The following is a 12,848-nucleotide window of genomic DNA, read 5'->3' as shown; positions in this document are numbered from 1 at the left end:
AATTATCATTCTAAAAGGTAGCTATATTGAAAAATATTGCTACCTTTTTTTAATTTTAAAAATGAAAAAATGAAATTTTACTGGATAAAGACAAATCGGATTATAAAAAAAATATTCTCTAATTATACCTGGGATGTTTCCAATACAGGAAGCAGCAATACCGTCTACCTCACATTTGACGATGGGCCTATTCCAGAAATTACAGAATGGGTTTTGAATGAATTAAAAAAGCACAATGTAAAAGCTACTTTTTTTTGTATTGGAGATAACATTGATAAAAATCCCGAAATATTCAAAAAGGTAATTAGCGATGGCCATTCCATAGGAAATCACACTTTTAATCATTTGAAAGGTTGGAAAACTTCCACTGAAGTTTACATTGAAAACACGAAACTATGCGAAGCAACTATTCAAAAAAATAGTACTTCTAATCCGAAGTCTAAAATATTTCGTCCGCCTTATGGGAAGATAAAAGTATCTCAATCTAAAAAAATTAGAAAACTTGGATACAAAATAATTATGTGGGATGTTCTAAGTGCTGATTTTGATCAAACTTTATCACAGGAACAATGCTTAGAAAATGTAACATCAAATCTAAGGACTGGAAGTATTATTGTTTTCCACGACAGCATAAAAGCCTTTAAAAACTTAGAATACGTATTGCCTAAAACATTAGCTTATTTAAAAGAAAATAATTTTAATTGTGGAGTGTTGTAATGAAATGGGTTACAATTGTTCTTGAACAATACTAATAATAGTGTTCGCATCTAATTCTCCGGATTGTCTCCATATCATTTGACCTTGTTTATAAATCATCAACGTAGGCAAGCCTTTAATGCGCAAAGCATCGGCTAATTCTTGATTTTTATCCACATCAATCTTTATGACTTTTGCTTTATCACCAAGAGCGGCTGCTACATCTCTAATTACAGGATGCATTGAAACTGAAGGCTCATTCCATTCCGTGTAAAAGTCTATTAACACCGGTACTTGAGCGTTTATAAGTTCTCCAAATTTTGACATAAAACCAAAAATTTAATTTTTTAAATTTACTAAAAAGAGATATTTATTTTACAAATGTAGCATTTTAAACGAATTATGCCACATTAACACCTTTTTTTAGTTCGATGACCGTTATTTCCGGCATGATTCCTACTCTACCTGGATAGGCATGAAAACCAAAACCTCTATTTACATAAACGTATCGTCCGACGTTTTCATATAATCCAGCCCATTGTTTGTAAACATATTGTGCCAAACTCCACTTAAAATAACCTGGTATTTCTATTCCAAACTGCATTCCGTGTGTATGACCCGAAAGTGTAAGATGGAAATTTTTCTCATGATGTTGCACTTCCTGTTCCCAATGTGAAGGATCATGGCTCATCAAAATTTTAAAATCTTCTTTATTTACATATTGAGAAGCTTTGTTGATATCGCCCGCTTTTTTGAAGTTATGCCCCCAGTTTTCTACACCAACTAATGCAATTTTAGCATCTCCTTTTTCAATAAAGGCATGCTCGTTTAGCATTAATTTGAAGCCAATTTGTCCATATAAATCTTTAATGGCTTTAAAGTTGTCTTCTTTTGCCGCCTCAGATGGCCAAGTTACATACTCTCCATAATCGTGATTCCCTAAAACCGAATATTTCCCATATTCATGCTTTTTAATCCTGTTAAAGGTCTCTATCCAAGGATGCATTTCTTTGGCATCGGTATTCACAATATCTCCAGTAAACAAAATCATATCTGAATTTTGTTCGTTGACTAAATCTATTGCATAATTAATTTTCTCAGGATTATCAAAACTTCCGCTGTGAACATCTGATATTTGAGTAATCCTAAAACCATCGAAAGCATCCGGTAAATCGGGGAAAAATATACGCTGCTTGATGACTTTATAATTGTACTTTCCAATTGTCACTCCATATATTAAAGATAAAAAAGGAACAGCTGCTAACCCTAACCCTATTTGACTGACAAACTTTCTTCTTGAATTTAGAAAGTCTGTGTTTTTATCATAATTGGCAAAATAATTAACCGTTCCGGCACCTAGTCTAAAGATGTCTTCTCCCATTAATATCAATGTCAAAATTAATTTTGGAACATAAACAATAAGCAGCAAACCCATGATAACCATCATTTGTTTGGTTTGACCTACGCTTCGGTCAAATTGCATCAAAGAATAAACGATATAAACTAAAACCAATATGCTGATAAGCTGAATTGAATACAATACTGGCTTTGATTTTATTAAAGTTTTTAATACTTGAAAAGTATAAAGCTCAATAATAAGAAGGATTAAGCACAAGAATACAATACGAAAGATCATTTTAAAAAAATTTTTAACAAAATAACAAAACAATTAACCAAAATGGTTTTTTATTAATTAAAATTTAACGGTTGATTAAACTTAAAAAAGCACCCGGAATTTAAAAATATGAATTACAAATAAAAACCGCGTTATTTAGTTTAAAAATAATGCGGTTTAAAACAACAAACTATACTTTTTTTATTCTATCTCATAGTCATATTTAAAGAACGGATTGTCATATTTTTATCACTGCCAGTTATTCTTTCTGAATATAGTTCTACATAATCTCCGCTATCTAATTGAACACTAGCTAAGATAGGGATATTTTGAATAAATCCTGAATTAGCATCAATAAAAGATTCCGAAGACGTTATCTTAGCTACTAATACACCTGACGAATTAAATCTTTGAAAGTAAAATATATAATCTGTATTCCCGTTTGTTCCTGTCGCTTCAAAAGCTATTGACGCCGAAATAGTAAAGCTTTTTGTCTTTTTTCCTAAATAGACTAATCTATTGTTAGTTGAAGCGTTAGTTGTCCCCATTCTATATAAATTACTAGCTATTGTAGTTCCTGTAACTTTTACAGGTGAGCTTAGTGAAGGGTGATTAAAAACCGGGCTTGTTAAAGTTCTATTTAAATAAATATTACCAGATGAAAATGCATCACCTTCATTTGGGATTCCTGCACATCTAACTGCCCAACTGTTATTAAAATTATATCCTGTATAACTTCCAACTGTATATCCATTTACATATTTTCCTGTAGACACTGTTCCTGTAAAAACAACAGTCTCCATAACCGCATCTCCTGTTATTGTTGGATTGGAAGATACATCAAAGCCTATACTTGTTCCGGAAACCTCGCTAAAACCTCCTTGTTTTTGCACTAAACCAAATGTACCTTGTAATTTTTCATAAGTCCCTCCATTATTACTAAACCACGCTGCGTTACTTATCAATAATTTACTGATATTGTCATAAACAATACCCGTAGCATTCCCAACATATTGCACTATACTGACAAAAACTAATCCAAAACCAGTTATGGAACCTACACTTTGAGAGCCTGCAATTACAGTATCTCTAATAATTAAGCTTTGAGTTGCCGCGCCACTCAAGTTAAAAACTTTCCCTCCGGGAACCTGAATTGTTACATTTCTAATACTCCCTCCTGTTGTACCATCAAACAAATTCCCAGATGTTCTAACTAATACATCTTCATTAGCATCCTGACCTGAGATATAGGCATTGTTTAAATCAATTGGCAAATCAAAACTTATGGTTCCATTTATTTCGTAATACGTATTAACATCCAAAAGATACTTTGTATTTCCTCCTGCAGCCTTCTCCGTAGCCAAAACTGTTGCTAAAACATCTGTCGATTTTATACGTTTAAACTTTAATCTACCAGTTGTACCACTATTTATTACATTCCATGATGTTATAGTTGAATTGTAGTAGTAAAAAGATTTCAAATCCGTATCATAAACCATTAAACCATCGGCAGGAGACGCAATAGCCGTTCTTTGTGTAGTTGTCATTCTGGGTGTTAACATCCCTTGGGTTGTTGATGAAACATCTAAAACTGAACTTGTATGAGGTGTGATAGTTCCTATGCCTACTTGGGCAAACACATTTGCAGTTATTATCATGAAAAATAACACACAGGCTTGTAAAACCTTTTTAGAAAAATAATTTTTTCTCATAAACATAACGAATTAAAGATTAAATATAAAGAACCTCACGGACTCAAAACTGCATATGCAAATTTACATAAAATAACGTTTAAATACATGTATTGTCGTTAAAAAGCATGGTTTTAATTAAAATGTATCTATATTCTTATAATTGTGTTGTTTAAAAATAATTATCAATTACAAAATTATATCTATTTTCTTTCAAATCATTATTCGTGATTTTTCTCCAAATAAAGAATGGGTAACAAAATTTTCCAGTTGAAATTTTTAGAAAACTAAAAAAGCAGTACTTGAAGCATTTTAAGAAATATTTCAATCCTTCACTCCATTATCTCACAAGTTTTGTACTTTTGAAAACTTTACAAAATCACAATCATGTCACAACAAAAACGCCTTTTCCTTCTTGACGCCTACGCCTTAATCTTTAGAGGATATTATGCATTCATAAAAAACCCAAGAATCAACTCTAAAGGAATGGACACATCAGCCATCATGGGATTTATGAATTCCTTAATGGATGTAATTAAACGAGAAAAACCAGACCATTTGGCCGTTGCTTTTGACAATGGCGGAAGCCAATTGAGGAATGACATATTTCCAGAATACAAAGCACACCGCGACGCCACTCCCGAAGCTATTAAAATTGCCATTCCTTATATCCAAGATTTACTGAAAGCCATGCATATTCCTATTATAGAAGTAAAAGGATATGAAGCAGATGATTTAATTGGAACTATTGCAAAACAGGCCGAAAAACAGAACTACAAAGTCTTTATGGTTACTCCTGACAAGGATTTTGCACAACTCGTTTCTGAGAATATATTTATGTATAAACCCGCCCGAATGGGGAATGGAATAGAAATTTGGGGGATTCCGGAAGTATTGGCAAAATTTGAAATCGAACGACCAGACCAAGTAATCGACTTTCTTGGAATGATGGGTGATGCTGCCGATAATATTCCAGGACTTCCTGGCGTAGGTGAAGTAACGGCCAAGAAACTGTTGAAGGAATTTGGAACCATGGAAAACCTTTTAGCCAATACGGACAAGCTAAAAGGAAAAATGAAAGAAAACATTGAAGCCAATAAAGAAAAAGGATTATTATCTAAAACTTTAGCGACAATTTTACTGGACTGTCCCGTTATTTTTGATGAAACCGATTATGAATTATCAACTCCCGATGTTGAAAAAACAGATGCGCTATTCAATGAATTAGAATTTAGAAGAATGGCAGAGCAATTTGATGCCATATTTAAAAAAGGAGGAACTGCAACTACCAACAACAATCCTATTGACGAAACCAAATTATACAAAAAACCACAACCAAAAAACGAAGAGCAATTCGACCTTTTTGGAAGTACAATACAGGATGAATCGTCAGAAGAGACACGTCATCAATACTATAGTTCACTAGAAAACACGGAACATTCTTATCAGATAATTCAAGGTGATTTAGGACTAAGATTGCTGTTGCAGAATTTACAAAAACAATCATCGGTGTGTTTTGATACCGAAACAACCGGACTTGATGCTTTGCATGCTGAATTAGTGGGTATTTCGTTTTCTTTCGAAAAAGGAAAAGGATTTTATGTTCCGTTTCCAGAAAATCAAGAGGAAGCACAGACTTTAATAGAGAAGTTCATTCCTTTTTTCGAAAATGAAAGCATTGAAAAAATTGGTCAGAATTTAAAATACGATTTAAAGATACTTTCTAATTACAATGTTACCGTAAAAGGAAAATTATTCGACACCATGATTGCACATTATCTGATCAATCCAGATATGCGTCATAATATGGATATTTTATCGGAAACGTATTTGAAATATTCACCTCAATCCATTGAAACTTTAATTGGTAAAAAAGGAAAAAACCAAAAGTCAATGCGTGATGTTGCATTGGAAGAAATAAAAGAATATGCCGTTGAAGATGCTGATGTAACCTTGCAACTTAAGGAAATATTCACCTTAGAATTGGATAAAACCGGAACCAAAAAACTTTTTGAGGAAATAGAAATTCCATTGGTAAAAGTCTTGGCTGATATGGAAAAAGAAGGGATCCGTGTAGATGTAGATTTCTTGAAATCACTGTCGAAAACATTAGACGATGATATTAAAATATTAGAGGCAAATATTTACGAAACTGCGGGCGAGAAATTCAATCTGGCTTCCCCGAAACAACTGGGTGATGTTTTATTCGATAAATTGAAAATTGGAAGCGTAAAACAAAAGAAAACCAAAACTGGTCAATATGCAACTGGAGAGGAAATTTTGAGTTATTTGGCTGCCGAAAACCCAATTGTAAAAGACATTTTGGATTGGCGACAGTTGGTAAAACTGCAAAATACCTATGTCGAGGCTTTGCCAAACCAAGTAGACAAAATCACGCAACGCATCCACACCGATTATATGCAAACCGTTGCTGCAACAGGACGATTGAGTTCGAATAATCCCAACTTACAAAACATCCCTATTCGTACCGAACGTGGCCGACAAATCCGTAAAGCTTTTGTAGCCCGAGATGAAAATTACACCTTGGTTTCTGCGGATTATTCCCAAATAGAATTGCGTGTAATCGCAGCATTAAGCGGTGAAGAAAACATGATTAAGGCATTCCAAAATCACGAAGACATTCACAAATCTACGGCTTCAAAAGTATTTAATGTTCCGCTCGAAGAAGTGACTCGCGAACAACGAAGTCATGCCAAAACGGTAAATTTTGGAATTATTTACGGGGTTTCGGCTTTTGGATTGAGCAATCAAACCTCATTGTCAAGAAGTGAAAGTGCCGCTTTGATTGAAGCATACTATAAAACGTATCCAAGATTGAAATCCTATATTCAAGAACAAATTGATTTCGCAAGAGACAATGGTTATGTACAAACCATCCTGGGGCGTCGTCGTTATTTGAAAGATATTAATTCTCAAAACGCCATTGTTCGTGGTGGCGCAGAACGAAATGCGGTAAACGCGCCAATTCAAGGAAGTGCTGCCGATATTATCAAAATTGCGATGATTAATATTCATGAAAAACTAACTTCTGAAAACTGGAAAAGTAAAATGCTGTTACAGGTTCACGATGAGCTTGTTTTTGATGTGCATAATTCGGAACTCGAAAAAATCCAACCGATGATAAAATACGAAATGGAACATGCTTTCAAACTTGATGTTCCTTTGGATGTTGATTTAGGCTTAGGAAAAGACTGGCTGGAAGCACATTAAATATCTTCCATTATACTTATAAAAAAATCTCTAATCATTTAAAACGATTAGAGATTTTTTTATGCCTATTATTAAATGAGTTTGCTACAACTTCCTTGTTGATTCTCTTTCTTTCAATTTTGTTTTAATTACCACCGTTTCATAAGGCAAATTCTCCTCTTTGGATTCTAACCTGTCGATAAGCAATTTAGCAGCCACTTCTCCTATTTCGATTCCGTGCTGACTTACCGTCGTTAAACTTGGAGATAATCTTCTGGAAGCAAGAATTCCATCGGCAAAACCAATGATAGAAATTTCTTCCGGTACTTTATATCCTTTTTTAAGCGCAATTCGCAAAGCCGCTACGGAGTCATTTTCTTCAAGAGCAAAGATTCCGTCTATTTTGTTCTCAAATACCTTTTCGATTTTATCCTTTAAATCATCTTCTGAATCAGTTCTTAAAATTATATCATTACTTACAGGAATATTATTATTTTCCAATGCTTTCAAATACCCTTCAGCTCTTAATTTACCCACACTTAAATTATCAATAGAGGACAACAAGGCAATATGCTTACATCCCAAATCAATTAAATGTTGTGTTGAATTTAAAGCTGAATCAAAATCATCTACAATCACTTTGTCACAATCTACACCATCTGCAATTCGATCAAACATAACAATAGGAGTTCCATCATTAATGATAGCAGAGAAATGCTCGTAATCCTGATTTTTTTGTGCTTCTTCAGAAACAGAAACAATAAATCCATCGATAGTCCCATTGCTTAGCATTTCCAGCGTATGTGCTTCTTTCTCTGATGATTCGTTAGAGATACACATTATAACGTTGTACCCTTTTTCATCTGCAATTTTTTCGATACCACTAAATACTTTGGCAAAAAAAGAATTTAAAATATTTGGAATAATTACACCAATGGTTTTTGTTTTTCTGTTTTTTAGATTCAGACCAATTACATTGGGTTTGTAATTTTTAAGTTTAGCATATTCTTTAATTTTAATTTTCGTCAGCTCACTAATCTCAGGACTATCGTTCAGCGCTTTAGAAACTGTAGAAACAGAAACATTCAGTTCTTTAGCGATTTGTTTTAAAGTTGCTTTAGCTTTCATAAGAGAGATATTTGACGTAATTTATATAATAAAAATAGTGACAAGATATGAATAATTAGAATATTAACTATTTAAATGACAAAAATAGCCAATAAAATGTAAAATTTGCTTCCAAAAATTAGAAAAATACAATAAAATTAAATAAAAGCTACAGCGCACAGAATTCAACTCACATAGAAGTGAGAAACACAAATTCAATCTTAGAATATTATTTTAAATATACATTTGATTATCAGAGTAAAAACAAGAAAAAAATATTCATTTAAGGTATTTGTATTTAAAATAATTAATTGTACTTTTGCAACCCCTTTATTGGGGATGGAATGTTTAATTAAAAATATATTATGGACGCATTAAGCTACAAGACACAATCAGCAAGCAAAGCCACCGTTACAAAAGAGTGGATTGTTGTAGATGCTGATGGTCACAACTTAGGTCGTCTTGCTTCAAAAGTCGCTATGATTTTAAGAGGTAAGTACAAGCCAAGTTACACACCACACGTGGACTGCGGTGATAACGTAATCGTTATCAACTCAGAAAAAATTAACCTTACAGGTAACAAGATGAAAGAAAAAACTTACATCCGTCACACTGGTTACCCTGGAGGACAAAGAACTTTAACTGCCGAAGTATTGCAAGCTAAAAACCCTGCATTACTAGTAGAAAAAGCGATAAAAGGGATGTTGCCAAAAAACAAAATTGGTGCTGAACTTTTTAGAAATTTAAATGTTGTTGTAGGGTCAGAGCACAAACAAGGCGCTCAAAAACCTAGAACAGTTAACCTTAACGATCTTAAATAATGGGAGTTATTCACAAAATCGGTAGAAGAAAAACCGCTGTTGCACGTGTTTATGTTTCAGAAGGAACAGGAGTAATCACTGTAAACAAAAAAGCATTCGAAACGTACTTCCCAACTGCAACTTTACAGTACAAAGTATTACAACCAATGTCTATGACAGAAAATGTAAGCAACTTTGACGTAAAAGTTAACGTTTACGGTGGTGGTTCAACTGGTCAAGCAGAAGCTGTAAGAATGGCATTGGCACGCGTTATGTGTGAAGTAAATGCTGAAAACAGAGCTATCTTGAAACCAGAAGGTTTATTGACAAGAGATCCAAGAATGGTTGAACGTAAGAAATTCGGTCAAAAGAAAGCTCGTAAGAGATTCCAATTCTCTAAACGTTAATATTACCTGTCTTGTTCAAATGGGACAAGACATCGTTCATTTATTATTGAATTTAAAAAAACAGTTGTTGTTGCTCTCCTACTGAGGTAGGAAATAGTTTAGCATCTAAATGTATAAAGCCGAGAAATCGCCATTTATTCATTGCTAATCAACAGAACGTAAACTAGAACAAAATGGCAAACAAAGTAGAAGTAAAAGAATTACTAGAAGCAGGTGTTCACTTCGGACACATGACTAGAAAATGGGATCCAAACATGGCTCCTTACATTTATATGGAGCGTAATGGTATTCACATTATCAATCTATATAAAACTGCAGCAAAAATTGAAGAAGCTAATGACGCTTTGAAAAAAATCGCTGCATCAGGTAGAAAAATATTATTCGTTGCTACCAAAAAACAAGCAAAAGACATCGTTGCTGAAAAAGCAAAAGCTGCAAACATGCCTTACATCACTGAAAGATGGCCTGGTGGAATGCTAACTAACTTCGTAACTATCCGTAAAGCTGTTAAAAAAATGGCTACTATTGATAAAATGAAGAAAGATGGTACATTCATGACTCTTTCTAAAAAAGAGCGTTTGCAAGTTGATCGTCTTCGTGCTAAATTAGAGAAAAACTTAGGTTCAATCGCTGACATGTCTAGACTACCAGCTGCATTGTTCGTAGTTGATATCAAAGCGGAACATATCGCAATAAAAGAAGCTCAAAAATTAAACATTCCAGTTTTTGCAATGGTTGATACAAATTCTGATCCTCGTGAAGTAGAATATGTAATTCCTGCAAATGATGATGCTTCTAAATCAATTGATAAAATTTTATCTTTAGTTACTGCTGCAATTGTTGAAGGACTTTCTGATAGAGGTTCTGACAAAGAAGCTGAAGCTACTGCTGAAGTTGTTGCTCCTGCTGCTGAAGCTGTAGAAGTTGCTCCTGCTGTAGAAGCTGTTGCTCCAACTGCAACTGAAGAATAAATAAACATTTAATTCCAAGTTTTAAATTCCTCTCCAAAAAAAATTAGAAACCTAAAGTTGATAATTTAATAAAATTGGAAATTGGATTTAACACTTGGAATTTTTTACTTTTAACCTTAAAAAATAATACAATATGGCAACAATTACTGCTGCAGACGTAAATAAATTAAGAACAATCACTGGTGCAGGTATGATGGACTGCAAAAAAGCCTTGGTTGAAGCAGAAGGAGATTTTGATTTAGCTATCGAAAACTTACGTAAAAAAGGACAAAAAGTAGCTGCAAACCGTTCAGACAGAGAATCTACTGAAGGTGCTGCAATTGCTGTTGTAAATGCTGACAAAACTGCTGGAGTTGTTATCACATTGAACTGTGAGACTGACTTCGTAGGGATGAATGAAAACTTTGTGAAAATGGCTACTGAAATGGCTAATTTAGCATTGAACTTCAATACTAAAGAAGAATTTTTAGCTGCTGATTTCAACGGAATAACTGTTGCTGATAAATTAATCGAGCAAACTGGAGTTATCGGTGAAAAACTAGAAATTAGAACTTTCGAAAAATTAGAAGGTGCTTTCATAGGATCTTACATCCACTCTGGAAACAAAATCGCTACTTTAGTTTCTCTTTCTGCAAATGTTGAAGGTGCTGAAGAAGTTTCAAGAAACGTATCTATGCAAGCTGCAGCTATGGCTCCAATTGCATTAAACGAAGAAGGTGTTAATGCAGAAACTATCGCTAAAGAAATCGAAATTGCTAAAGACATCCTACGTCAAGAAGGAAAAGCTGAAGCAATGTTAGACAATATCGCTAAAGGTAAATTAGCTCGTTTCTTTAAAGACAACACTTTAGTAAACCAAGATTATATCAAAGATAACAAAATGAGCGTTGCTGCTTATGTTAAATCTTTAGATAAAGATCTTATCGTAACAGGTTTCAAAAGAGCTGCTTTAGGATAATCTATTCTAAAATAGTTTCAGGATTCTAAATTTATTTTAAATTCTGATTACAAATATATAATCCCATTCACCAGAATGGGATTTTTTTTTAAATCAACTACCATCTGTTTTATAAAAACATAAATTAAAATACTAAATTTGAGTACTAATTATTTTTTATGTTTAAAACCAAAAAAGAGCTTGTATTTGTTATACTAGCTGGAATTTTTATAACTAATGCCGTTACAGCCGAATTAATCGGTGGAAAATTGATACAAATTGGTCCATTTGTAATGAGCATCGGCATTTTACCCTGGCCCATTGTTTTCTTGACTACCGATTTAATCAATGAATATTTTGGAGAAAAAGGAGTGAAAAAATTGTCTTTAATCACAGCTGGTTTAATTGCTTATGCTTTTATCCTTTTGTTTTTAGCTATAAGCATTCCCGCAGCAAAAGGAATAAGTCCGGTAAACGACGATCAATTCTTTGCTGTTTTTGGGCAAAGCATGTGGATCATCGTTGGAAGTATCATTGCATTTCTAGTTTCACAATTGATTGATGTAACTATTTTTTGGTTTTTCAAAAACCGCACAGGAAATAAAAAAATCTGGCTTAGAGCAACGGGTTCCACTATAATTTCTCAATTATTCGATTCTTTTATTGTACTTGGAATTGCTTTTTGGTTACCCGGAAAAATCAACTTTGATACTTTTATCACTTCTGCATTGACAGGTTACACATTCAAACTAGGAATTGCTATTTTATTGACTCCTCTAATTTATTTGGGACACTACATTATAAAAAAATATTTATCAGAAGAAACAGAATAATCATGGAAGAAAAAACAAGATGTAAATGGTGTGTTGGTATTGATATTTACGAAAAATACCATGATGAGGAATGGGGAGTTCCTGTTTATGAAGATCAAAAATTATTTGAATTTCTAATCTTGGAAACTTTTCAAGCTGGACTAAGTTGGATTACAATCCTAAAAAAGAGAGAAAACTTCAAATTAGCTTTTGATAATTTTGATCATAGAAAAGTCGCTCTTTATAGCGAAGATAAAATTCAAGAATTACTCCAAGACGCTGGAATCATCCGCAATCAATTAAAGGTTCGCGCAGCCGTTTCTAATGCCATTGCATTTATGAAAGTTCAAGATGAATTTGGTAGTTTTTCTAAATACATTTGGAAATTTACAGATGGAAAACCAATTCAAAACAACCGACAATCCCTAAAAGAAGTTCCTGCAACCACGCCACTTTCAGATGAAATTAGTAAAGATTTGAAAAAACGCGGGTTTAAATTTGTAGGATCCACCGTAGTTTATGCACACATGCAAGCCACTGGAATGGTCGATGATCACGTAGCAGATTGCTGGAAAAAAAGCTAGTAATCAGATTGAAGTAGC

General features: G+C 33.5%; 12 protein-coding genes. 8 read left to right on the top strand and 4 right to left on the bottom strand.

Features of this window, described 5'->3' with window-relative positions; translation table 11 throughout:
* The first annotated feature begins 69 nt into the window (after window positions 1-69).
* A complete protein-coding gene (locus QLS97_RS04030) occupies window positions 70-717 on the top strand; it encodes a polysaccharide deacetylase family protein (RefSeq protein WP_282714361.1) in 648 nt (215 codons plus the stop codon).
* 9 nt (window positions 718-726) lie between these two features.
* Here QLS97_RS04030 and QLS97_RS04025 read toward each other — a convergent pair whose 3' ends face one another.
* From QLS97_RS04025 to QLS97_RS04015, 3 genes are all read right to left on the bottom strand, one after another.
* Window positions 727-1,023 (bottom strand): thioredoxin family protein, encoded by a 297-nt coding sequence (locus tag QLS97_RS04025; RefSeq protein ID WP_099714276.1) that lies wholly within the window; start codon window positions 1,021-1,023, stop codon window positions 727-729.
* A 73-nt stretch (window positions 1,024-1,096) separates the two neighbouring features.
* Window positions 1,097-2,332 (bottom strand): metallophosphoesterase, encoded by a 1,236-nt coding sequence (locus tag QLS97_RS04020; protein WP_282714360.1) that lies wholly within the window; start codon window positions 2,330-2,332, stop codon window positions 1,097-1,099.
* Window positions 2,333-2,517: 185 nt separating this feature from the next.
* Window positions 2,518-4,023, bottom strand: coding sequence for a hypothetical protein (locus QLS97_RS04015; protein ID WP_282714359.1), 1,506 nt, complete (start codon window positions 4,021-4,023; stop codon window positions 2,518-2,520).
* Between the two features lie 366 nt (window positions 4,024-4,389).
* Between QLS97_RS04015 and polA the strand changes: the two genes are divergently transcribed.
* On the top strand, window positions 4,390-7,233 hold the full coding sequence (polA, locus tag QLS97_RS04010; protein ID WP_282714358.1) for a DNA polymerase I: 2,844 nt from the start codon (window positions 4,390-4,392) through the stop codon (window positions 7,231-7,233).
* An 84-nt stretch (window positions 7,234-7,317) separates the two neighbouring features.
* Here the strand turns inward: polA and QLS97_RS04005 are convergent, their stop codons facing one another.
* Window positions 7,318-8,340, bottom strand: a complete 1,023-nt coding sequence (locus tag QLS97_RS04005) for a LacI family DNA-binding transcriptional regulator (RefSeq protein ID WP_282714357.1) — start codon at window positions 8,338-8,340, stop codon at window positions 7,318-7,320.
* A gap of 344 nt (window positions 8,341-8,684) precedes the next feature.
* Here QLS97_RS04005 and rplM point away from each other — a divergent pair, with 344 nt between their 5' ends.
* The 6 genes from rplM (at window position 8,685) to QLS97_RS03975 (ending at window position 12,830) form a co-directional block, all read left to right on the top strand.
* The gene (gene rplM / locus QLS97_RS04000; RefSeq protein WP_282714356.1) at window positions 8,685-9,140 is read left to right on the top strand and encodes a 50S ribosomal protein L13; all 456 of its coding nucleotides are present in this window, start codon (window positions 8,685-8,687) and stop codon (window positions 9,138-9,140) included.
* Complete coding sequence (rpsI, locus tag QLS97_RS03995) at window positions 9,140-9,526, top strand: 30S ribosomal protein S9 (RefSeq protein ID WP_066080508.1); 387 nt, start codon at window positions 9,140-9,142, stop codon at window positions 9,524-9,526. The genes rplM and rpsI overlap by 1 nt, the downstream gene beginning before the upstream one ends.
* 173 nt (window positions 9,527-9,699) lie before the next feature.
* A complete protein-coding gene (rpsB, locus tag QLS97_RS03990; protein ID WP_282714355.1) occupies window positions 9,700-10,497 on the top strand; it encodes a 30S ribosomal protein S2 in 798 nt (265 codons plus the stop codon).
* 133 nt (window positions 10,498-10,630) lie between these two features.
* The gene (gene tsf, locus QLS97_RS03985) at window positions 10,631-11,455 is read left to right on the top strand and encodes a translation elongation factor Ts (protein WP_282714354.1); all 825 of its coding nucleotides are present in this window, start codon (window positions 10,631-10,633) and stop codon (window positions 11,453-11,455) included.
* Window positions 11,456-11,613: 158 nt separating this feature from the next.
* Window positions 11,614-12,267, top strand: coding sequence for a queuosine precursor transporter (locus QLS97_RS03980; protein ID WP_282714353.1), 654 nt, complete (start codon window positions 11,614-11,616; stop codon window positions 12,265-12,267).
* A gap of 2 nt (window positions 12,268-12,269) precedes the next feature.
* A complete protein-coding gene (locus tag QLS97_RS03975) occupies window positions 12,270-12,830 on the top strand; it encodes a DNA-3-methyladenine glycosylase I (protein ID WP_282714352.1) in 561 nt (186 codons plus the stop codon).
* Window positions 12,831-12,848: the final 18 nt, after the last annotated feature.

Source organism: Flavobacterium yafengii (assembly GCF_030010375.1).
In the GTDB taxonomy this organism is placed as follows: domain Bacteria; phylum Bacteroidota; class Bacteroidia; order Flavobacteriales; family Flavobacteriaceae; genus Flavobacterium; species Flavobacterium yafengii.
This window is presented reverse-complemented; position numbering and strand designations above follow the sequence as displayed.

Coding starts and splice junctions, on each gene's coding strand:
- QLS97_RS04030 (WP_282714361.1), top strand. CDS start 70: ATGAAATTTTACTGGATAAAGACAAATCGGATTATAAAAAAAATATTC.
- QLS97_RS04025 (WP_099714276.1), bottom strand. CDS start 1,023: ATGTCAAAATTTGGAGAACTTATAAACGCTCAAGTACCGGTGTTAATA.
- QLS97_RS04020 (WP_282714360.1), bottom strand. CDS start 2,332: ATGATCTTTCGTATTGTATTCTTGTGCTTAATCCTTCTTATTATTGAG.
- QLS97_RS04015 (WP_282714359.1), bottom strand. CDS start 4,023: ATGAGAAAAAATTATTTTTCTAAAAAGGTTTTACAAGCCTGTGTGTTA.
- polA (WP_282714358.1), top strand. CDS start 4,390: ATGTCACAACAAAAACGCCTTTTCCTTCTTGACGCCTACGCCTTAATC.
- QLS97_RS04005 (WP_282714357.1), bottom strand. CDS start 8,340: ATGAAAGCTAAAGCAACTTTAAAACAAATCGCTAAAGAACTGAATGTT.
- rplM (WP_282714356.1), top strand. CDS start 8,685: ATGGACGCATTAAGCTACAAGACACAATCAGCAAGCAAAGCCACCGTT.
- rpsI (WP_066080508.1), top strand. CDS start 9,140: ATGGGAGTTATTCACAAAATCGGTAGAAGAAAAACCGCTGTTGCACGT.
- rpsB (WP_282714355.1), top strand. CDS start 9,700: ATGGCAAACAAAGTAGAAGTAAAAGAATTACTAGAAGCAGGTGTTCAC.
- tsf (WP_282714354.1), top strand. CDS start 10,631: ATGGCAACAATTACTGCTGCAGACGTAAATAAATTAAGAACAATCACT.
- QLS97_RS03980 (WP_282714353.1), top strand. CDS start 11,614: ATGTTTAAAACCAAAAAAGAGCTTGTATTTGTTATACTAGCTGGAATT.
- QLS97_RS03975 (WP_282714352.1), top strand. CDS start 12,270: ATGGAAGAAAAAACAAGATGTAAATGGTGTGTTGGTATTGATATTTAC.